Annotated in this window: 16 protein-coding genes; 2 read left to right on the top strand and 14 right to left on the bottom strand. The window is 74.3% G+C overall.

Going from position 1 to position 20,572, the window contains the following annotated elements:
- Positions 1 to 15: 15 nt before the first annotated feature.
- The 4 genes from ACFVVA_RS28510 to ACFVVA_RS28495 all read right to left on the bottom strand — a co-directional run bounded on the left by ACFVVA_RS28510 (position 16) and on the right by ACFVVA_RS28495 (position 6,280).
- Entirely contained in the window at positions 16 to 2,520 is a 2,505-nt protein-coding gene (locus tag ACFVVA_RS28510) for a [protein-PII] uridylyltransferase (RefSeq protein ID WP_387693666.1), read from the bottom strand.
- A gap of 232 nt (positions 2,521 to 2,752) precedes the next feature.
- Positions 2,753 to 3,091 carry a P-II family nitrogen regulator gene (locus ACFVVA_RS28505; protein WP_380543410.1) on the bottom strand — a complete coding sequence of 113 codons (339 nt, stop codon included), beginning with the start codon at positions 3,089 to 3,091 and terminating at the stop codon, positions 2,753 to 2,755.
- Entirely contained in the window at positions 3,088 to 4,494 is a 1,407-nt protein-coding gene (locus ACFVVA_RS28500) for an ammonium transporter (RefSeq protein ID WP_387693665.1), read from the bottom strand. The genes ACFVVA_RS28505 and ACFVVA_RS28500 overlap by 4 nt, the downstream gene beginning before the upstream one ends.
- Positions 4,495 to 4,825: 331 nt before the next feature.
- Positions 4,826 to 6,280, bottom strand: coding sequence for a hypothetical protein (locus ACFVVA_RS28495; RefSeq protein WP_380354225.1), 1,455 nt, complete (start codon positions 6,278 to 6,280; stop codon positions 4,826 to 4,828).
- 637 nt (positions 6,281 to 6,917) lie between these two features.
- On the opposite strand from ACFVVA_RS28495, the gene ACFVVA_RS28490 reads away from it, so the two are divergent.
- The gene (locus tag ACFVVA_RS28490) at positions 6,918 to 7,610 is read left to right on the top strand and encodes a bifunctional DNA primase/polymerase (protein ID WP_387693664.1); all 693 of its coding nucleotides are present in this window, start codon (positions 6,918 to 6,920) and stop codon (positions 7,608 to 7,610) included.
- 211 nt (positions 7,611 to 7,821) lie between these two features.
- Here the strand turns inward: ACFVVA_RS28490 and ftsY are convergent, their stop codons facing one another.
- From ftsY to ACFVVA_RS28465, 5 genes are all read right to left on the bottom strand, one after another.
- A complete protein-coding gene (gene ftsY, locus ACFVVA_RS28485; RefSeq protein WP_387693663.1) occupies positions 7,822 to 9,057 on the bottom strand; it encodes a signal recognition particle-docking protein FtsY in 1,236 nt (411 codons plus the stop codon).
- A gap of 47 nt (positions 9,058 to 9,104) precedes the next feature.
- A complete protein-coding gene (gene smc, locus ACFVVA_RS28480) occupies positions 9,105 to 12,731 on the bottom strand; it encodes a chromosome segregation protein SMC (RefSeq protein WP_387693662.1) in 3,627 nt (1,208 codons plus the stop codon).
- A 155-nt stretch (positions 12,732 to 12,886) separates the two neighbouring features.
- On the bottom strand, positions 12,887 to 13,090 hold the full coding sequence (locus ACFVVA_RS28475) for a hypothetical protein (protein WP_045702518.1): 204 nt from the start codon (positions 13,088 to 13,090) through the stop codon (positions 12,887 to 12,889).
- A gap of 423 nt (positions 13,091 to 13,513) precedes the next feature.
- A complete protein-coding gene (locus tag ACFVVA_RS28470; protein WP_359900575.1) occupies positions 13,514 to 13,813 on the bottom strand; it encodes an acylphosphatase in 300 nt (99 codons plus the stop codon).
- A gap of 149 nt (positions 13,814 to 13,962) precedes the next feature.
- Positions 13,963 to 15,309, bottom strand: coding sequence for a hypothetical protein (locus ACFVVA_RS28465; RefSeq protein ID WP_387693661.1), 1,347 nt, complete (start codon positions 15,307 to 15,309; stop codon positions 13,963 to 13,965).
- A 320-nt stretch (positions 15,310 to 15,629) separates the two neighbouring features.
- Here ACFVVA_RS28465 and ACFVVA_RS28460 point away from each other — a divergent pair, with 320 nt between their 5' ends.
- Positions 15,630 to 16,550: a hypothetical protein gene (locus ACFVVA_RS28460; RefSeq protein WP_359900571.1), complete on the top strand. Its 921-nt coding sequence runs from the start codon at positions 15,630 to 15,632 to the stop codon at positions 16,548 to 16,550.
- Positions 16,551 to 16,559: 9 nt separating this feature from the next.
- Here the strand turns inward: ACFVVA_RS28460 and mutM are convergent, their stop codons facing one another.
- From mutM to ACFVVA_RS28435, 5 genes are all read right to left on the bottom strand, one after another.
- A complete protein-coding gene (gene mutM / locus ACFVVA_RS28455; RefSeq protein ID WP_387693660.1) occupies positions 16,560 to 17,480 on the bottom strand; it encodes a bifunctional DNA-formamidopyrimidine glycosylase/DNA-(apurinic or apyrimidinic site) lyase in 921 nt (306 codons plus the stop codon).
- A 54-nt stretch (positions 17,481 to 17,534) separates the two neighbouring features.
- Positions 17,535 to 18,326, bottom strand: a complete 792-nt coding sequence (rnc, locus tag ACFVVA_RS28450; RefSeq protein WP_387693659.1) for a ribonuclease III — start codon at positions 18,324 to 18,326, stop codon at positions 17,535 to 17,537.
- Positions 18,327 to 18,346: 20 nt separating this feature from the next.
- A complete protein-coding gene (rpmF, locus tag ACFVVA_RS28445; protein WP_030056747.1) occupies positions 18,347 to 18,520 on the bottom strand; it encodes a 50S ribosomal protein L32 in 174 nt (57 codons plus the stop codon).
- A gap of 2 nt (positions 18,521 to 18,522) precedes the next feature.
- On the bottom strand, positions 18,523 to 19,167 hold the full coding sequence (locus ACFVVA_RS28440) for a YceD family protein (protein WP_387693658.1): 645 nt from the start codon (positions 19,165 to 19,167) through the stop codon (positions 18,523 to 18,525).
- 173 nt (positions 19,168 to 19,340) lie between these two features.
- A complete protein-coding gene (locus tag ACFVVA_RS28435) occupies positions 19,341 to 20,534 on the bottom strand; it encodes an ATP synthase F0 subunit B (RefSeq protein ID WP_387693657.1) in 1,194 nt (397 codons plus the stop codon).
- Positions 20,535 to 20,572 lie beyond the last annotated feature (38 nt).

The following is a 20,572-nucleotide window of genomic DNA, read 5'->3' as shown; positions in this document are numbered from 1 at the left end:
GACCGGGCCCGGCGCTCAGCCCAGCGCGGCCCGGACCGCCGCCGCCACCTCGCCGGCCCGCCCGGCGGTCAGCGGCCGCCCCGCCTCGTCGGTCAGGTAGAACGAGTCGACGGCCTCCGCGCCCAGCGTGGACACGTGCGCGGTGCGCACCCGCACGCCCGCCGCGTCCAGCGCCCGGCCGATCCGGTGCAGCAGCCCGGGGGCGTCGTGGGCGCGGACCTCCAGCACGGTCGCGGTCGCCGAGGCCACCGCCGGCGCCACCGCGACCAACGGCGGCGGGGTGGGGATGCCCCGGCGGCGCGGGGCGGCGGCGTCCCGCTCGGCGAGGCGGCGGGCGACGTCCAGCGAGCCGTCCAGCGCCCGGCGCAGGTCGGCCCGCAGCCGGGCCGCCTCCGGCAGCTCTCCGTACTCGGCCGCCACCCGCCAGGACAGCACCAGCACCGGCCCGGCGCCCACCGGGTCCAGCTCGCGCAGCCCGGCCGAACGGACGGCCAGCCGGTGCAGCGCGAGCACCCCGGCGGCGGTGCCGAGCAGTCCGGGACGGTCCGGGACCGCCAGGTTCAGCTCGACGCCCATCGGCTCGGCGCCCGGCTCCGCCCCCTCCGAGCGGGCCCGCAGCGACAGCGCCGGCTGCCCGGTCCGGGCGGCCTCGACCGCCAGCCGCTCCTGCTCGGCGGTCGGCGCCGCCTCGACCGGCGGGACTCCCGCCCCGGCCAGCCGGTCCGCCACCCGGGCCACCAGCCCGTCCACCAGCGAGGCCCGCCAGCCGCTCCACGCGGCCGGCCCGGTGGCCAGCGCGTCCGCCTCGGTGAGCGCGTGCAGCAGCTCCAGCTCCGGCAGGGTGGTGACCGCCTTGGTGATCGCCTCGACGGTGGCCGGGTCGTCCGGATCGCGCCGGGTCGCGGTGTCCACCAGGGTCAGGTGGTGGCGGACCAGTACCGCCAGGGTCTCGGTGTCCTCGGGGCCGAAGCCCATCCGGGCGCCGAGGTCGCGGACGATCACCTCGCCGGCCGCGCTGTGGTCCCCCGGCCAGCCCTTGCCGATGTCGTGCAGCAGCGCGGCGACCAGCAGCAGGTCCGGCCGGGCCACCCGGCGGGTCATCGCGGCGGCCCGCACCGCCGTCTCCACCAGATGCCGGTCCACCGTCCAGCGGTGCACCGCGTTGCGCTGCGGACGGCAGCGCACCCGTTCCCAGTCCGGCAGCAGCCGGCGGACCAGCCCCTGCGCCTCCAGCGCCTCCCACACCGGGACGGCCGACTCCCCCGCGCCCAGCAGGGTGACCAGCTGCTCGCGCGCCTCGTCCGGCCAGGGCACCGGCAGCGGGCGGCACTCGGCGGCCAGCCTGCGCACCGTGGCGTCCGAGACGGTCAGCCCGTTCTGCGCGGCGGCGGCCGCGGCGCGCAGCGGCAGCACCGGGTCGGCGGCGGGGCGGGCGCCCCGGGCGAGCACCGCCTCGCCGTCCTGCTCGACCACGCCCTCGGCGAGCGGCCGCCGCTCGACCGCGCCCCGGGCCGCCGCTCCGGTGCCGCGTCCGGAGCCGACGAACGGGATGCCCGGCCGGCGCGACCGCCGGCTCCGGCCGCCGCGGGCCGCGAGCACCCGGTCCACCGCCCGCCAGGTGACGTCGCCGGCGTACGCGATGGTGCGGGCGGCCTGGTAGACCTGGCGCAGCAGGGTGTCGGCGTCCAGCACGCCGAGCCGCTCGGCGACCTGGTCCTGGTCCTGGAGGCTGAGCCGTTCGGTGGCCCGGCCGGTGACCAGGTGCAGGGCGTCGCGTACGTCGGCCAGCCGCTGTGCGGCGGCGTCCAGGCCTTCCCGGGGGGCGTCGGCCAGCCAGGTGGCGGCGATCGCGTCCAGCGCCACGACGTCGCGCAGGCCGCCGCGGGCCTCCTTGAGGTCGGGCTCCAGCAGGAAGGACAGCTCACCGTGCCGTTCGGCCCGCTCGCGGCCCAGCTCTCGCAGCTCCGGCAGGCGCGCGGGGGCGCTCGCGCGCCAGTCGGTGAGCACCGCGGCGCGCAGGGCGTCGGTGAGCGCCCGGTCCCCGGCGAGGTGACGGGCGTCCAGCAGGCCGAGCTGGACCTTGAGGTCGGCGGCGGCGACCGAGCGGGCCTGGGCGACGGTGCGCACGGCGTGGTCGAGCCTGGCTCCCGAGTCCCAGACCGGGTACCAGATCCGCTCGGGCAGCTCCCGGGGGATCGGGCCGTCGTGCAGCAGCAGGACGTCCAGGTCGCTGCGCGGGGACAGCTCGCCCCGCCCGTACCCGCCGACCGCGACCAGGGCGACGCGGGGCGGGGCGCCGGCGGCCGTGAGCAGGCCGGCCAGCCAGTCGTCGGCGAGCCGGGCGAGCGCCCGGCGGCGGGGGCGGCCGCCCGGGCCGGGGCCGGCCAGCAGCGCGGCCCGGGCGGCGGCCCTGCCCGCGAGGTCGAAGGGGTCGAAGGGGTCGGCGGGGTCGCGGGCGTCGCAGGGGCCGCCCGGGGCGACGGGGCCGGAGGGCTCGGAGGGGTTGGTCTCGGAGGTCATGCGCGTGGTCCCGTCCGTCGTGCTGCTGAGCCGTCGTGCTGGTGAACCGCCGGGGCGTGCGAACCGTCGAGTCGCGGCAGGCCGCCGGGGCGTGCGGACCGTCGTGCCGTGCGGACCGTCGTGCCGCCGCCCCGACCCTCCGGGCGGGCCGTTCGGCCGGCCGGGGGACGCCGTTGCGCCGTCGGGCGGACCCGCGCACCCGGGGGTGGCAGGTCCGCCGTCCGGCGCGGGGCTACAGGGCGTCCGGGCCGCGCTCGCCGGTCCGGACCCTTACGGCGGTGTCGACCGGAATGCTCCACACCTTGCCGTCGCCGATCTTCCCGGTCCGGGCGGCCTTCACCAGGACGTCGATCAGGTCCTCGGCGTCCTCGTCCTCGACCAGGACCTCGATCCTGACCTTCGGCACCAGGTCCACGGTGTACTCGGCCCCCCGGTACACCTCGGTGTGGCCGCGCTGGCGGCCGTAGCCGCTGGCCTCGGTGACGGTCAGGCCGTGCACCCCGAAGGCCTGGAGGGCGGCCTTCACCTCGTCCAGTCGGTACGGCTTGATCACGGCGGTGATGAGCTTCATCGGGCGTCGACCTCGGTCTTCTTCTCGGCGGGCTTCTCGGCGGGAGCCGCGGCGGCGGACCGCTCGGCGACGGGCCCCGCGGCGGCGGACCGTTCTGCGGCGGGCTTCGCGGCAGCGACGGCCAGGCCCGGCAGGGCCCGGGCCAGGCCCGCCCCCACGGCGCTGAAATCGTAGGCGGACTCGGCGTGTTCGGCCTGGTCGATGCCGGCCACCTCGACCTCCCCGGCGACCCGGAAGCCGACCAGCCGGTCGACCGCCTTGGCCAGCAGCCAGGACAGCACGAAGGAGTACGCCGCGACCACCGCCACGCCCATCGCCTGCTTGCCCAGCTGCCCGATCCCGCCCCCGTAGAACAGGCCCTTGACGCCCTGGCCGACCCCGCCGGTGGCGAACAGGCCGACCAGCAGCGAACCGATCGCCCCGCCGACCGCGTGCACGCCCACCACGTCGAGCGAGTCGTCGAAGCCCCAGCGGTACTTGAGCGAGACCGCGGCGCAGCAGACCGCACCCGCCACCAGCCCGATCGCCACCGCGCCGAGCGGGCTCACCGACCCGCAGGCCGGGGTGATCGCGACCAGCCCGGCCACCGCGCCGGAGGCGGCACCCAGCGTGGTGAAGGCGCCGTGCTTGAACCTCTCGTAGACCAGCCAGCCGACCAGCGCCGCGCCGGTGGCGACCTGGGTGTTGACCATCGCCATCGCGGCGACGCCGTTGGCCGCGAGCGCCGAGCCCGCGTTGAAGCCGAACCAGCCGAACCAGAGCAGCCCGGAGCCGAGCATCACCAGCGGCAGGCTGTGCGGGCGCATCGGGTCCTTCTTGAAGCCGATCCGCTTGCCCAGCACCAGGCAGAGCGCGAGGCCGGCGACGCCCGCGTTGATGTGCACGGCCGTCCCGCCGGCGAAGTCGATCACGCCGTTGCGGTCGCCCAGCCAGCCGCCGTGGCCGCCGTCGAAGAAGAAGACCCAGTGCGCCACCGGGAAGTAGACGATCGTCACCCAGAGCGCGATGAACAGGCCCCAGGCCGCGAATCTCGCCCGGTCCGCGACGGCGCCGCTGATCAGCGCCGGGGTGATGACCGCGAACATCAGCTGGAAGAGCGCGAAGGCGGTGACCGGGATGGAGCCGGTCAGCTCGTTGAGGCCGAGGCCGCGCATCCCGAGGTGGTCCAGGTTGCCGATCAGCCCGGCGAAGGAGTCGGACCCGAAGCTGAGCGAGTAGCCGTACAGGACCCACAGCACGCTGACGATGCCGAGCGAGAGGAAGCTCATCGCCAGCATGTTCAGCGTGCTCTTGGCCCTGACCATGCCCCCGTAGAAGAAGGCCAGCCCAGGGGTCATCAGCATGACCAGGGCCGCACTGATGAGCACGAAGGCGGTGTCGCCCGCGCTGAAGCCGTCCGGCATCGGCGTCTCCTCTGCGTCCAGGCCGACCCGCGCCCGGGGACCCGTCCCGTGGTGCCACCCGGGGTGTCGGCGTTGAGGAGGAGCGTGCCGAAGGCTGGTTTCGGCCAGTGCGACCGGTTGTTTCACCGCCGTGACGTGTGCGACGCAGGGGTTACGGCTGCGTGAACCGCGGCCCCGCACCCCCGCGGTCCGGCCGCGCGCCGTGCCGTGCCACCGGGGCGCCGGACATGCCACCGACCGTGACGGCGGCGGCCGTCACGGTCGGTGGAGCACCTCTCGGAAGGCCCTCGGCGGGGCCGGTCGGACCACCGACCGGCGGATCACCGACCGGTCAGACCACCGAGACGAACTCCGGGATGTCCTGGACCACCCGCTCCTTGAGCCGGCTCACCGCGTCCACGCCCTTGAACCGGGCCGCCGCGGCCTCCGTGGTCTTGCGCACCCGGGAGTTCAGCCGCTCCGAGCGCACCTTGGTGGCGATGTCCACCGCCTGCTCGGCCATCACCGCGGCCTGCTCGGCCTCCCGCTGCAGCAGGTGGACGCTGGCCATGCCGATCAGGTTGAAGGCGTACGAGCGCACGTGGTCGGCGTCCTGGCGGAACAGGTCGACCGCGCGCTCCATCACCGGCGCGGACATCGAGGCGTAGAGCTGCGCGTTGTCCGAGTGGTAGGCGAGGTCGCGGAAGGAGTGCGCGTTCTCGGCGTTCAGCTCGGCCGGCGAGAAGAACTTCAGCCAGTCCGGCTCCTGGTCCCCGTCCCGGATGTCGGTGAAGGTGTCCTCGGCCAGCCGGACCGCCCGGGCGCAGCGGTTGACCTCGCCGATGGTGGCGTAGGCGCGCGCCTCCATCGCGTACAGCAGGGACTGCTGGCGCGGGGTGGCGGTGTCGCGGCTGCCGTACTGGGCCAGGTGGATGAGTTCCAGGGCGTCCTCGCCCCGGTTGAGGTGGATCATCTGGCGGCTCATGTCGGTGAGGATCAGCGCGCCGAACGGGCGGTCGCCCGCTTCCTTGGCCGCGTGCAGGGCGAGCACGTAGTACTTCTGCGCGCTCGGGTGCATCCCGACGTCGTACGACATCCACCCGGCCAGGTGGGCGAGTTCGGCGGTGAGCCGGAACAGCCGCCTGGTGGTGTCCTCGCTGTACGTCTCCTGGAGCAGGTCGGTGACCTCGTGCAGTTGGCCGACGACGGCCTTGCGGCGCAGCCCGCCGCCGTTCTGCGCGTCCCACTGCCGGAACATGACCGTGGTCTGCTCCAGCAGTTCGAGCTCGGGCTCGGAGAGCCGGCCGGTGAACGCCTCGCCGCCGTTGGCCGCGGTGAGGATCGGGGTGGGGACGCCGGTCGGGCCGGGGGTGAGCCAGCGCTGCATCGGCTCGATCAGCGCGGCGCCCGCGGTGAGCGCCAGCGAGGTGCCGAGGAAGCCCCGGCGGTTGAGCATGAGGTCGCTGCGGGAGTAGTCGCTGATCAGCTGGACGGTCTGCGGGCCGCTCCACGGCAGGTCGACGCCGCCGCCCACGGTCGAGACCGGGATCGCGGCGCGCAGGCCGAGGTCCTCGATCGAGACCACCGAGCCGAACCGCTCGGAGAAGAGTTCCGACATGATCTTGGGAATCGGCTCGCGGGGCTGTTCGCCGTCGAGCCAGCGGCGCACCCGCGAGGTGTCGGTGGACACGTGGTGGGCGCCGATCTGCCGGGCCCGGCGGTTGACCTGACGGGCCAACTCGCCCTTGGACCAGCCGCTGCGGGCGAACCACGTGGTCAGCTTCTCATTCGGTTGCTTCTCTGCCATGGGTAACGTCCCCATCCCGCCCGGCCCCTACCGGGGCCCCCGATCGTGACCGCCCGACGGTTGCGGGCTCTTGCCAGACGTGCCGTGCCTGAGGTGCTGCCGTGCCGCGGCGGCGCCGTTCCGCAGCGCCCTCGCACTGGTGTGCCATCGTTGCGGACGATCCGTCAGATCCCCAACTCCCGCTCCTCGACGGCCCGGGACAGACTCCTCGACGACATCCGCGTGCTGAACGTAATGCCCCGCGAGGGGCCCGCGGGAGCGGCCCTGGCGAAACGCCACCTTTCGCCACCCCCAGGAGTGAACCGAAGCCCGGGGGCACACGCTTCACTTAGGGAGTCCCGACGGCTCGGCATATGCGGGCCGCCAAGTCCCCCGGCGCATCCCGGAGGACCCGGCGGACCTCGCAACCCATCGCAGCCACAGGCGAGTTCACCGTCCACTCGGGACGGCGACAGCCCCACGCACCCGACGATCCGGCATCGGCGCCGCCCCCACAAGGCGGCGCCCGAGGCGCACCGGCGGAACAGGCGCACACCATGCGCTGCGCGCCGCCACTGCACTACGCACCACACAGCTGACAATCGACACACAGTCACCGTCCCGTAACCATCGGCAACGACAACCTGTTGGGGGAGGCATGGACAACCTGTTCGGCGAACTTCGACTGGGGCACCTGCGGCTGGCACCGCTGGGCGCGCGCCGCCGCACCAAGGTCACCGCGTCCCAGGCCGCCGCGGAGTACACCGGCCGCTGGGGCTGGGCGGTCGCCACCGGCGACCCGGTCACCGGTGCCCCGGTCACCGGCGCCACCGCCCCGACCCGCTGTCCCTGCGGCTCCCCCCGCTGCGCCGCGCCCGGCCCGCACCCCGTGGCCGGCCGCGGCGGCCGGGCCCGCGGCGCCCGCGCCGAGGGCTCGGTGCTGTTCCCCACCGGCCGCGCCTTCGACGTCCTGGACGTCCCCGAGCAGGCCGGGCTCCAGGCGCTGGTCCGGCTGGAGCGGATGGGCACCCAGGTGGGCCCGGTGCTCGCCGTCCCCACCGGCCGGCTCCAGTTCCTGGTCGCCGCCGGCACCGCCCGGCGCCTGCCCGACCTGCTGTACCGGATGGGCTGGGACGACGCCGCGCTCGACCTGGTCTGCCACGGCGAGGGCGGCTACGTCGCCGCCCCGCCCACCGTCCTCGGCTCCCTCGGCCCGGTCCGCTGGCTGCGCCGCCCCACCCGCGACAACGCGGGCTGCCCCCCCGAGGCCCGGCTGCTGCTCGGCACCCTCGCCTACGCCTGCCACCGCAGCCGCGAGCGCACCGCCGAGCCGGCCTGGATGGCCTCCTGACCCGACCGGGGCCCGCCGGGCCGCCGCGCCGGGGCCCGCTCCCCGGGCGGCCGTCCGAGCGGCCACCGCCGGGGCCACCGCGCCGGAACCGGCGCGCCACCCGGCTCCGGGCACGCGGAAGGGCACGCGAAGGGCCCGCCCCCCGAGAGGGGAGCGGGCCCTTCCTGCGCTCTTCGTACGCCCGTCGCGCCTTTCCGGCGCGCGCGGGGCGTCAGTCGCCGATCAGCGCGTCCACGAACGCCCCCGGCTCGAACGGAGCCAGGTCGTCCGCGCCCTCGCCCAGGCCGATCAGCTTGACCGGCACGCCCAGCTCGCGCTGGACGGCGACCACGATGCCGCCCTTGGCCGTGCCGTCCAGCTTGGTCAGCACGATGCCGGTGATGTCGACCACCTCGGCGAACACCCGGGCCTGGATCAGGCCGTTCTGGCCGGTGGTGGCGTCCAGCACCAGCAGCACCTCGTCCACCGGGCCGTGCTTCTCGACGACCCGCTTGACCTTGCCCAGCTCGTCCATCAGGCCGGTCTTGGTGTGCAGCCGGCCGGCGGTGTCGATCAGCACGGTGTCCACGCCCTCGGCGATGCCCTCCTTGACCGCGTCGAAAGCGATCGAGGCCGGGTCCCCGCCCTCCGGGCCGCGCACGGTGCGCGCCCCGACCCGCTCGCCCCAGGTCTGGAGCTGGTCGGCGGCGGCGGCACGGAAGGTGTCGGCGGCGCCGAGCACCACGGTGCGGCCGTCGGCGACCAGGACGCGGGCCAGCTTGCCGGTGGTGGTGGTCTTGCCGACGCCGTTGACGCCGACCACCAGGACCACCGCGGGGCCCTCCTCGTGCCTGGTCGAGCGGACGGTGCGGTCGGCGTCCTTGCCGACCAGCTCGACCAGCTCCTCGCGCAGCAGCGCGCGCAGCTCGTCGGGGGTACGGGTGCCGAGCACCTTCACCCGGGTGCGCAGCCGCTCGACCAGCTCCTGGGTGGGGGCGACGCCGACGTCGGCGGTGAGCAGCGTGTCCTCGATCTCCTCCCAGGTGTCCTCGTCCAGGTGCTCCCGGGAGAGCAGCGAGAGCAGTCCCTTGCCGAGCGAGTTCTGCGAGCGGGACAGCCGCGAGCGCAGCCGGACCAGCCGGCCGGCGGTGGGCTCGGGAACCTCGACGGCGGGCGCCGCCTCGGCCTCGGCGGGAACGACCTCGGGGGCCTCGACGGCCTCGGGGGCCTCCGTCGTACCGGCCTCCGCCGGGAGTTCCACCTCCTCGATGGTGCGGCGGGGCGCCTCGGTCGGCGGCGCGGACTCCTCGCCGACCTGGGGCTCCTGCGGGGTCGGCTTCGGCGCCGTGATGACCGGCGCCTGCGACTTCGGGGGCAGCTGCTGGCGTCGTCTGCCGGAAACGACGAGGCCGGCGATCGCGCCGACGGCGACCACGGCGATGACTACGGCAAGGATCACGTATTCCATAACTGCTCCAGTATCCGCGACCGGAGCCCGGATGGACCGCAGCCGCCCTACACCGACGCGGTTCGTCCGGCTCGCGGCCGGCGCTCCCGGTGCTCCTCCCGCAGCCGCTGGCTGATCACCTGCGAGATGCCGTCGCCCTTCATGGTCACGCCGTAGAGGGCGTCGGCCGACTCCATGGTGAGCTTCTGGTGGGTGATCACGATCAGCTGGGAGCTCTCCCGCAGCTCCTCCATGATCCCGATCAGCCGGCGCAGGTTGGTCTCGTCCAGCGCCGCCTCCACCTCGTCCATCACGTAGAACGGGCTGGGCCGGGCCTTGAAGATCGCCACCAGCAGCGCCACCGCGGTCAGCGAGCGCTCGCCGCCGGACAGCAGCGACAGCCGCTTGACCTTCTTTCCCGGCGGGCGGGCCTCCACCTCGACCCCGGTGGTGAGCATGTTGTCCGGGTCGCTCAGCACCAGCCGGCCCTCCCCGCCGGGGAAGAGCCGGGCGAAGACGCCCTCGAACTGGGCGGCGGTGTCGTGGTAGGCCGAGGTGAACAGCTGCTCGACCCGCTGGTCCACGTCCCGGACGATGTCCAGCAGGTCGCGCCGGCTGCGCTTGAGGTCGTCCAGCTGCTCGCCGAGGAACCGGTGCCGCTCCTCCAGCGCGGTGAACTCCTCCAGCGCCAGCGGGTTGACCTTGCCGAGCTGGAGGTAGGCCTTCTCGGCCGCCCGCAGCCGTTTCTCCTGCTCGGCCCGGACGTACGGGTACGGCTCCCCCGGCTCCTTTCCGTCCTCCGCGGCGACACCGGCGGCGACATCGGCGGCCGGCGCCGCGGGCGAGGGCGGAACGGGCTGGTCGGGCCCGTACGAGGCGAGCAGTTCGCCGCCGTCGATGCCGAACTCCTCCAGCGCGCGGGCCTCCAGCTGCTCGATCCGCAGCCGCTTCTCGGCCCGCAGCACCTCGTCCCGGTGCCCGGCGTCGACCAGCTTGTCCAGCTCCTCCTTGAGTCCGCGGCCGTACTCGCGGTGCTCGCGCAGTTCCTGCTCGCGCTCGGCGCGCGCCTGTTCGACGGCCACCCGCCCGGCGTCCGCCCGGGCCAGCGACACCTCCAGGCAGGCCAGCAGCTGCCGGGCGCCCGCCGCGACGGCGTTCGCCACCGAGGCGTCGTGCTCGGCGCGCCGGCGGCGCTCGGCGGCCCGGGCGCGCGCCTCGCGTTCGGCGCGGGCGGCGCGGTCCAGCTGGTCGGCCCGGCCGGCCAGGGCGCGGACCCGCTCCTCGTGGGTGCGCACCGAGAGCCGGGCCTCCAGCTCGGCCTGCCGGGCGGCGCTCGCGGCCCCGGCCAGGCGCTGCTGTTCGGCGGTGTCCGGCTCGTCCTGCCCCGCCCGGGCCGACTCCTCGGCGGCGGCCAGGCGCTGCGCCAGTTCCTCGGCGCCGTCGAGCAGCTCGGTCAGCCCCTGCTCGGCCCGCGCGGCGGCGGCCGACAGCCGCTCGGCCTCCCCGGCGGCGGCGCGGGCCTGCCCGCCGAGCCGGCCGAGTGCCCCGGCGACCTGGGCCCGTTCCTTCTCCGCCTGCCGCCGCCGCTCGGCCAGTTGCTCCACCTCGGCGGCCGACTCCCGCCGCTGTTCGGCGAGTTCGGCCAGCCGCTCGGCCGACTCGGCGCAGCGGTCGGTGAGTTCCCCGATCGCCCGGGCCGCCTCGTCCACCGCCGCCGCGGTCTCCAGCAGGCTCGGCGCACCGCCGGACCCGCCCTGGGCGAAGCCGGCGCCGAGTCGGTCCCCGTCCGCGGTGACGGCGCAGACTCCGGGCTGCGCGGCGGTCAGCCGCAGCGCCCGGTCCAGGTCCTCGACCACCGCCACCCCGGCCAGCAGCCGCCGGACCGCGCCGAGCAACTCCTCGGGGCCGTCCACCAGTTCGGCCGCCCAGCGGGCTCCGTCCGGCAACTCCCCCGCCGCCTGCGCCACCTCGGCGGCGCCGGCGATCAGCAGCGCGGCCCGGCCGGCGTCCTCGGCCCGCAGCAGCCGCAGCGCCCCGGCGGCGGCGGACGGCGAGTCGACGGCCACCGCGTCGGCCGCCGCGCCGAGCGCCGCGGCCAGCGGCACTTCGTACCCCGTCTCGATCCGCAGCAGCGCGGCCGCCGGGCCGAGCACCCCGCCCAGCCGCTCCGCCGCGTCCAGCAGCGCGCCGGTGCCGTCCTTGCGGCGCAGCCCGAGGGAGAGCGCCTCGTGCCGCGCGGTCAGGGCGGCCCGCTCGCGCTCGGCGGCACCGGCCGTCTCCCGGGCCGCGGCCAGCCCCTCCTCCACGGCGGCCAGCCGCTCGCGCGCCCGCCGGTACCCGGCCTCGGCCTGCTCGTCGTCCCCGGTCGCGCCGTCCACCTGCTGCCGGAGTTCGTCCAGCTCGGCCCGGGCGGACTCGGCGCGCAGCAGCGCCTCGTCCCTGGCTTCGGCGAGCCGGCCGATCTCGGCCTGCGCCGCGGCGGCCCTGGACCGGGCGGCGGCGGCCTGCCCCTGCAGCCGGGCCAGGCCCTCCCGGCGGTCGGCGATGGCCCGGGCGGCGTCGCGCAGCCGGCGCTCCTCCTCGGCCAGCTCCCGCTCCAGCCCGTCCTTGCGCTCGACCGCCTCGGCCAGCGCGTACCGGGCCTCCTCCAGCGCCCCGGTCAGCGCGGCCTCTTCCTCGCGGACCCGCCCGGCCTCCTGTTCCAGGTCCTCGGGGTCGCGCCCGCGCCGCTCCTCGCCCCGGTCCCCGGCGGCGGCGTGCCGGGCGCGGGCCTCGGCCAGCCCGATGGTGCCGCGGGTGCGCTCGGCGAGCGCGGAGAGTCGGTACCAGGTCTGCCGGGCGGTCTCCAGGCCGGGGCCGAGCCGCTGGACCTGCGCCTCCAGGACGCTTTCGCGCTGCACCGCGCGGGCCAGTTCCTGTTCGACGGTGGTGCGGCGCAGGCGCAGCGCCAGTTCGTCCGCGATCTCGGCCTCGACGGCCCGGCGGAGCGTGCACAGGTCGTCGGCGAGCAGCCGCAGCCGGGCGTCGCGCAGGTCGGCCTGGATGCCGGCGGCCCGGCGGGCGATCCGGGCCTGCCGGCCGAGCGGTCCGAGCTGGCGGCGCAGTTCGGCGACCAGGTCCTGGACCCGGTTGAGGTTGGCCTGCATCGCGTCCAGCTTCCGCAGCGCCTTCTCCTTGCGCTTGCGGTGCTTGAGGACGCCGGCCGCCTCCTCGATGAAGGCGCGCCGCCCCATCGGGTCGGCGTGCAGTACGGAGTCCAGCTGCCCCTGCCCGACGATGACGTGCATCTCGCGGCCGATGCCGGAGTCGGAGAGCAGTTCCTGGATGTCCAGCAGGCGGCAGGTCTCGCCGTTGAGCGCGTACTCGCTGCCGCCGTTGCGGAACATGGTCCGGGTGATGGTCACTTCGGCGTAGTCGATCGGCAGGGCGCCGTCGGCGTTGTCGATGGTGAGGCTGACCTCGGCGCGGCCGAGCGGGGCGCGCCCGCTGGTCCCGGCGAAGATGACGTCCTCCATCTTGCCGCCGCGCAGCGACTTGACCCCCTGCTCGCCCATCACCCAGGACAGCGCGTCCACCACGTTCGACTTGCCGGAGCCGTTCGGGCCGACGACGCAGGTGATGCCGGGCTCGAAGCGCAGGGTGGTGCTGGAGGCGAAGGACTTGAATCCGCGCAGCGTCAGGCTCTTCAGGTGCACGCGGCCGGTCTCCTCGATCGCTCGGGACAGGAACCGACTTTATCCGGCGCCGGACACGACGAAGGGACGCCACATCCGGGCGTCCCTTGCAAGCTGCGTCCCTTTCGGGGCGGCTCAGTGCACAGCGGCGTCGATCTGCGAGGACCGGGCGGGACTCAGGTGAGAGCCGGCTCCCGCTGATCCAGATCGATGCTGTTGAGCAGCGAGTGCTCGTCAGCGACAGCGGTCAGAGCGTCGTTCTCAGCCTGCATCCGAAGGAGCTCGGCTTCAAGGTCCTGGACGCGCTGCTGAAGCCGTCGCATCTCGGAGAGCATTCGCGGGTCGGGGCCGCCGACGTACCCGAGAAGCGCCTTTGCCATGATGAATGGTCCTCCACGCTGAGTGACCGAACCGGAACGGTCCAGGTCTAGGGGGAAGGGGGACGCACGCGCGGCGCGTCACCGGAAGTGCTGGCTGGGCACTACGGCACAACCACCGTGAGCTGGGCTCACGGGGGCATGCGCCTGCCGGGAGAACGCGGTCGTGTGCGCGGGCTTCCAGCGTCTCACCAAAGACGGAAAGGGTCAACACGATCACCGCACGCTACCGCGCCCCTGTCACCTGCCCGGCGGTGTCGTCACGCCTGGGGGTCTCGGGACGGGTCCACCATGTGCTCGTGGATCATCGTTCGATGCGGAGTCAACCACGAGTCTGCCCGGATGGCAACCTCGTGACACCGCCGGTTCCGGATCTTTTCCCGGAACGCCGCACCCCGGTTCGCCGGAGCTCCGGCCCGGGGCGGTTCAGCGGATCTCGAAACCCTCGTAACCGGGGCCGACGGCCGTCCAGATCTCGGTGACCCCGCTGACGTTCCCCGGGGTCCCCGGGCCGCGCAGCCGGGCCAGCAGCTGTTCGCAGTCGGCCGCGAGTCCCTCGGCCACCACCTGCACCCGGCCGTCGCCGAGGTTGCCGGCGTAGCCGGTCAGGCCGATCTCCAGCGCCCGTGCCCTGGTCCACCAGCGGAACCCGACCTGCTGGACCTTCCCCCGGACCCAGGCGGTCACCCGGACCGGTTCCTCACTGTGGGCGTCGCGACCGTGCATGCCCCCGACCTTAGGACACGCCCCGACAGCCCGCGCGCCCGGCCACCGCCCGGCCGGCCCGCCCCGCGCACGCAGGCCGGGACGAGGACGTCAGCGGCCCCGCCGGTGTTCCGGCGGGGCCGCTGACGTGGACGGTCGGTGCCGCGGGTTTACCAGTCCCCGCCGCCGAAGTCGCCGCCACCGCCGAAGTCGCCACCGCCGCCGAAATCGCCGCCGCCGCTGAAGTCGGCCGGGTTGAAGTCGGCGCCGGTGTAGTCGCCGCCCTCGTACTGGTCCTGGTAGCCGCCGCCCATCATCGGCGCCGCCGCGTAGGCCGGGGAGCTCATCATCGAGCCGAGCATGGTGCCGACCAGCAGGCCGGGCAGCAGGCCGCCGCCGAAGCCGCTGTAGTAGCCGCCCGCGTACGGGGCGTACGCCGGGCCGGCGTTCCAGTACGGCTGCGGGCCCTGGTCGGTGTCGACGGTGCGGATCGCCGGGTCGAGGCCGGCCGCCACGCGGTCCGCGTCGGCCTGGCAGACCGGCACGGAGCGGGCGGAGCCGCCGGCCGGGGCCCAGTCCACGTCCTTGACGGACGGGCCGTGCCGCGGGTCCATGAAGCACGGGGGACGGCGCTCGGGCAGCGGCCGCTTGTCCCGCCGGGCGGCCAGGGTGGCCAGCGAGAAGCGGCCGTCCTCGATCGCCTCGGTGACCTGCTTGACGTCCTCGGGCTTCTTCGCCTCGTCCATCAGCCGCTTGGACTTCTCGTACGAGTCCAGGGCGTGGCTGTAGTCGGTGCGCTGGGCGTCGTCGGCGTCGGCCGCGGCCGGGCTGAAGTCGAGCCGCTCCAGTTCGACGCCGAAGGCGGTGATGTCCTCGTCCACGACCCGGCGCAGCTGCTCCAGCTCGGCCCGGGCCTGCTCCTCCTTGCGCTTCTTGGCGCGGCGGAACAGCAGGAAGACGCCGGTGCCGGCGAGCGCGACCAGCACGAGCGGGATGACCACCCAGGCGATCGAGGTGCTGTGGTTGACCCCGGTGCCCTTGGTCTGCGGGACGGCCTGGTCGACGAAGGAGTTCAGGGTGGCGTCGATGTCGCCGCCGTTCGACCGGAAGGCCGCCCCGGCGATGCGCTGCGGCTGGCCCGCGCCCATCGCGCCGCGGTCGCCGCCGGCGTCGAACTTGTCGCCGTGCCAGACCGCGTAGACGCCGTCGATGCCCACCAGGGTGCGGAAGTCCTGGAGGTTGCTCTTCGCGTAGGCCGGAGAGTCGGGGATCACCGCGATGAAGATCGGCTTGTCGGCCTTGTCGATCTTCTTGGTCAGGGCGTCGGCCCGGTCCTGGCTGAAGCGGCTCGTCATGGCCGGGTCGACGTAGACCCGGCCCTTCTTCAGGGAGGCCGCGGCGTCGCTCAGTCCGCCGGCCGCCGAGGCCGCCGGCGCCAGCAGGAGCAGCAGCCCGAGCAGCGCCGCCACCAGGGCAAGCGGCCCGGCGCCCCGGGAACGTCGTGCAAGGGTTCTCATGCCCCCGACGCTACCGTGACCGGCCCCGGAGCACGCCATACCCTTCGCATACTGGTACTGACAAGGCTCCCCGCCGTCCGCCGGGTCCGCTCCCCTCCTCGGGGATGATGTTTCCCCCAGCCGTCCCCGAGACGGGGCCCGCGCGGGAACCGGCTGCGGCCCCCGGACGTACGTTCCGGCAGGCCCGGCCCGGCTCCGGGGTACTCCGGGGGGCGTGCCGACCGTACCGTGCGAACGGGCATAGTGGTCCCGAACCACCGGCCCCATTGCCCTTTCTTTACTCAGCCAATCCTTGACTCGACTCCCGATCGGAGCACTCGGTGATCATCGGCCTCGTCACCGCCGTGGCGGCATCCGCCTGCTACGGCACCGGCTCGGTCCTCCAGGCCGTCGGATCCCGCCGCTCCGCCCGGGAGGAGGCCGCCAAGGGCGCCACCACCTCGACCACCGAGCACGGCGGCCCGAGCCTGTCCTCGACCGCGAAGGCCGCCGTCACCTGGGAGTTCATCCTCGGCACGGTGCTCGACCTGATCGGTTTCGGGCTCGGTGCGCTGGCCGCCCGGCTGCTGCCGCTGTTCCTCTCCCAGACCATCATCAGCGCCAACCTGGTGATCACCGCGGTGCTCAGCATCAAGCTGCTGGGCATCCGGCTCAAGCAGCTGGAGTGGGCCTCGATCGCCGTTCTCTGCTCGGCGCTGGTGCTGCTGGCCGTCTCGGCCGGACCGGAGGGCGGCCACCACGTGGCGATGTCCTTCCACTGGTGGCTGCTGATCGTCACCACCGTGCTGCTGGTCGGCGGCAGCCTGCTGGTGCGGCGGATGGGCGCCAACGGCGCGATCGTCGCCGGCCTGCTCTCCGGCCTCGGCTTCGGCGCCCTGGGCGTCGGGGTGCGCATCCTCAACGGCATCGAGCCGTTCGACATCGGTTCGCTGCTCTCCGACCCGGCGCTGTACGCGGTCCTGGTCGGCGGCATCGGCGGGATGTACATCCACACCGTGGCGCTCCAGATCGGCTCGGTCAACGGCGCGACCGCCGCGCTGGTGGTCGGCGAGACGGTGCTGCCCGGCGCGGTCGGCGTGCTCTGGCTCGGCGACTCCTCCAAGGCCGGCCTGGGCTGGCTCGGCGTGATCGGCTTCCTGCTCGCGGTGGTCGCCGCGGTCGGGGTGGCCTACTTCGGCCAGGACACCCACGGCACGCCCGGGGAGCCGGCCGCCGAGGAGCCCGAACTCACCCGCAAGTAGCGCGGGGCCTCAGCCCCCGCCGCTGGTGCGCGGCACGCGCTGGCAGCGGGGGCAGAAGTAGCTGGAGCGGTTCATCCAGGCCGCCCGCCGGATCGGGGTGCCGCAGCGGCGGCAGGGCTCCTGCTCGCGCCCGTAGGCGTCGAGGTCCCGGGAGAAGTAGCCGCTCTCGCCGTTCACGTTGACGTAGAGGCTGTCGAAGCTGGTGCCGCCGACGGCGAGCGCCGCGGTCATCACGTCCCGGGCGGCGGCCAGCAGCAGCAGGGCCTGCGGGCGGGTGAGCGTCGCGGTCGGGCGGTCGTAGTGCAGCCTGGAGCGCCACAGCGCCTCGTCGGCGTAGATGTTGCCGACGCCGCTGATCAGGGTCTGGTCGAGCAGGGCGCGCTTGACGGTGGTCCGCTTGGCGCGCAGCGCGGCCGCGAAGGCGGCGTCGTCGAAGCGCGGGTCGAGCGGGTCGCGGGCGATGTGCGCGATCGAGACCGGGGTGCCCTCGGGGTCCCCGTCCTCGGCCTCCTCGACTGCCAGGCCGCCGAAGGTCCGCTGGTCGACGAAGCGCAGTTCGCGCCCGCCGTCGGCGAAGCGCAGCCGCACCCGCAGGTGCGTCTCGTCGGGTACGGACGGGTCCTGGACGAGGAGTTGGCCGCTCATCCCGAGGTGGCCGATCAGCGAGAATCCTCCCCCAGCCTCCGGCCGGGGGGACCCCCACCCGGCCTCCGGCCTCCCGGTGCCGGCCAGCGGCACCCACAGGTACTTGCCGCGCCGCTGCGCGGTGCCCAGGGTGGTGCCGGTCAGCCGGGCGGTGAAGTCGGCCGCGCCGGCCGGCTGGCGGCGCACCGCGCGCGGGTGCAGCACCTCGACGTCGGCGACGGTCCGCCCGGCGACCCAGTTGGCCAGACCACGGCGGACGACCTCGACCTCGGGAAGTTCGGGCACGGGAAGACGCCTCCTGCTCGGTACGGTTCGGCAGGAGTGAAGGCTACTCGGAGGTCACGCCCCGGCGGGCAGCCGGTCGGCGTACTTGTCCTTGATCGCGCGCCAGGCGCTCTCGGCGGCCTTCTGCTCGGCTTCCTTCTTCGAGCGGCCGACGCCGCTGCCGAAGTCCTCGCCGGCCACCCGGGCCGCCGCGGTGAAGGTCTTCTCGTGGTCCGGACCGGATTCCATGACCACGTACTCGGGCACTCCGATGCCCACCGAGGCGGTGAGCTCCTGGAGGCTGGTCTTCCAGTCCAGGCCGGCGCCCAGCTGAGAGGACTCCTCGATCAGCGGGTCGAACAGTCGGTGGACGAACTCGGTGGCCGCGTCCAGGCCCTGGTCCAGGTAGACGGCGCCGATCACGGCCTCGACGGTGTCGGCGAGGATCGACGACTTGTCGCGGCCGCCGGTACCCTCCTCGCCCTTGCCGAGGCGGATGAACGTGCCGAGCTCCAGGCCGCGGCCGACGTCCGCGAGCGCGCGGGAGTTGACCACCGCGGCGCGCAGTTTGGCGAGCGTGCCCTCCGGGACGTCCGGGTGGACGCGGTAGAGGGTGTCGGTCACCACGAGGCCCAGCACCGAGTCGCCGAGGAACTCCAGGCGCTCGTTGGTGGGCAGCCCGCCGTTCTCGTACGCGTACGAGCGGTGGGTCAGGGCACGCACCAGAAGGGCGCGCTCGAGCGTGTACCCGAGGCGCCCTTCCAGGACGTCGTATTCGGTCGAAGCCGGCCCGCCGGCCTTGCCGCCGCCCGAAGAGGAACCCTTCGGGGCGATGGACGCCTTGCGGGTGGAGTTACCGTCCGACATCGATCCGTACACCCCGCCGATCAGACCGAGAGGACCTGGCGACGGTTGTACGTGCCGCAGCTCGGGCACGCGATGTGGCCCAGCTTCGGCTCGTGGCAGCGGTCGCACGCCACGAGGGCCGGGACAACGGCCTTCCAGTTGGACCGACGGTGGCGCGTGTTGCTGCGCGACATCTTCCGCTTCGGAACAGCCACGGCTACTTCTCCTGGTTCTCGGCGAGACCCTCACGGGTGTCGCTGTTCTTAGATCCGTCACCCTCGTCGCCGGGGGCGGCGGAGAGTCCCTGCAGAGCCGCCCACCGGGGGTCGACGGCATCGTGGTGGTGCGCCGGGTCGTCGCTCAGGCGCGCTCCGCACTCGGAGCACAGGCCCAGGCAGTCTTCCTGGCACACCGGCTGCAGCGGCAGTGCGAGCACCACCGCGTCACGCAGCACCGGCCGGAGGTCGAAGAAGTCGCCCTCCAGACGGTAAGTCTCTTCTTCCGAGTCCTCGTCGAGGTCCTCGGCCCCGGCGGTCCGGGCGCGGTGGCGCTCGTCGGACTCCGGGTAGTAGTACAGCTCCTGGAAGTCCACGTCGATGTCGAACGCGACGGGCTCCAGGCACCGGACGCACTCGCCCTCGACGCGGGTCTCGGCGGTGCCGGTGACCAGCACGCCCTCGACCACGGACTCCAGGCGGAGTTCCAGCTCGATCGGGCTCTTCTCCGGCACGCCGATCACGTCGATGATCCCGAAGCCCTCCGGGGCCTCCAGGGTCCGGCTCACCTTGCGCATCGAGCCCGGACGCCGACCGAGCTCGTGCGTGTCGAACACGAGGGGGTCGCGGTGGTCGAGGCGGTTCACGGTGTCCTGACTTCCATAGGAATTCAACGAAGCGTCCCCATACAAGTCGGCGCTGCGAGGGCAAGCCAACGGCCGGACATGGGGAGGCCGGAGTGGTCAGACTACCGGAGTCTCCCGTCAGGCCCAACTTCGGTCCCGTCGGGAGACTCCCCCGCGGCCGTGCCGGGGCCGGTTCAGCGGCCGCCGAGCTCCCGCAGCCTGGTCATGTCGATCATGCTGGTGTCGAAGAAGCTGGTCTCGTCCAGACCCTGCCCCTGCGCCTGGCCCTGGCCCTGCTGCTGGCCCTGCTGCTGGTGCGGCACGGCCGGCGGGGTGGCCGGCGGCTGGGGGTAGGTGTAGCCCTCGTACGACTGCGCGGGGTAGCCCTGCTGCTGGGGATATCCGTAGCCACCCTGCTGCTGGTCCGGGTAGCCCTGCTGCTGGTAGCCGTCCTGCTGCCCGCCCCACTGGGCGTTGTACGGGTCGCCCTGGCCGGCCGGGTCGTAGCCGCCGCCGTACACCTCGGCGTACTGCCCGCCGGGCTGCTGGGCGGCCGCGTACTGGTCGGTGCCGGGGGCCTGCCAGCCGGCCGCGGCCGGGGTCTGCTCCGGCCAGGTCTGCTGCTGCGGGACGTCCTCGCGATACCAGGCGATGTCCCCGCCGTCGGGGTCGTGGGCGAAGCCCGCCGCCACCGCCTCGGCCCGCTCCTTGGCCTCCTGGGCCTGGTCGGCGGCGGCCAGGTAGGCGCCCAGCTCGTCGATGGGCCGCTTGCCGAGCAGCTTGTCCCGGCCCTTGCCGACCGCCTCCAGGGTGGCGCCGAGCACGTTCTCCAGGGTGGCGAGCTTCACATCGACGTACTCGTCCACCTCGGGGCTCGGGCTGATCCGCTGCGGGCGGAACTCCTCGCCGTCGCCCTCGCCCTCGGACTCGGTCTCGAAGACGCTGGAGTCGCCACGCAGCTTGGTGCGGCCGCGGCCGACCGCGCCGAGCGTCTTGGTCAGCACGACCTCGAAGTTGGCGAGCTTGCTGTCCACGTAGTCGTCGGCCTCGGCCCGCTTGGCGTCGACCTCGGCGCGCGCCTCGGCGAGGATCCGGTCGGCCTGGGCCTGGGCCTGGCGGACCACCTCGGTGTCCGAGATCAGCGAGCCGCGCTCGGCGTGCGCGCCCTGGATGATCCGCTCGGCCTCGGCCTGGGCACCCGCCACCACCTGCTCGTGGTCGGCCATCACCGACTGGGCCTGGGCGAGTTCGGCGGGCAGGGCCGACCTGAGGTTGTTGAGCAGGCCGATCAGCTCGGCCCGGTTCACCACGCAGGAGGCCGACATCGGCATCGAGCGGGCGTTCTCGACCGCCGCCACGATCTCGTCGACCTTGTTCTGCACGTCCACGGGGCTTCGTCTTTCCGTGTGCCGCCGACGGTCCGGCG

Source organism: Kitasatospora sp. NPDC058048 (genome assembly GCF_042885555.1).
Taxonomy (GTDB): domain Bacteria; phylum Actinomycetota; class Actinomycetes; order Streptomycetales; family Streptomycetaceae; genus Kitasatospora; species Kitasatospora lactacystinica.
Note: the sequence above shows the minus strand (reverse complement) of the source record. Positions and strands in the feature narration are given on the sequence as shown.

Coding starts and splice junctions, on each gene's coding strand:
- ACFVVA_RS28465 (WP_387693661.1), bottom strand. CDS start 15,309: ATGAGAACCCTTGCACGACGTTCCCGGGGCGCCGGGCCGCTTGCCCTG.
- ACFVVA_RS28495 (WP_380354225.1), bottom strand. CDS start 6,280: ATGGCAGAGAAGCAACCGAATGAGAAGCTGACCACGTGGTTCGCCCGC.
- ACFVVA_RS28505 (WP_380543410.1), bottom strand. CDS start 3,091: ATGAAGCTCATCACCGCCGTGATCAAGCCGTACCGACTGGACGAGGTG.
- rnc (WP_387693659.1), bottom strand. CDS start 18,326: ATGTCGGACGGTAACTCCACCCGCAAGGCGTCCATCGCCCCGAAGGGT.
- ACFVVA_RS28470 (WP_359900575.1), bottom strand. CDS start 13,813: ATGCACGGTCGCGACGCCCACAGTGAGGAACCGGTCCGGGTGACCGCC.
- ACFVVA_RS28500 (WP_387693665.1), bottom strand. CDS start 4,494: ATGCCGGACGGCTTCAGCGCGGGCGACACCGCCTTCGTGCTCATCAGT.
- ftsY (WP_387693663.1), bottom strand. CDS start 9,057: ATGGAATACGTGATCCTTGCCGTAGTCATCGCCGTGGTCGCCGTCGGC.
- ACFVVA_RS28475 (WP_045702518.1), bottom strand. CDS start 13,090: ATGGCAAAGGCGCTTCTCGGGTACGTCGGCGGCCCCGACCCGCGAATG.
- ACFVVA_RS28510 (WP_387693666.1), bottom strand. CDS start 2,520: ATGACCTCCGAGACCAACCCCTCCGAGCCCTCCGGCCCCGTCGCCCCG.
- ACFVVA_RS28490 (WP_387693664.1), top strand. CDS start 6,918: ATGGACAACCTGTTCGGCGAACTTCGACTGGGGCACCTGCGGCTGGCA.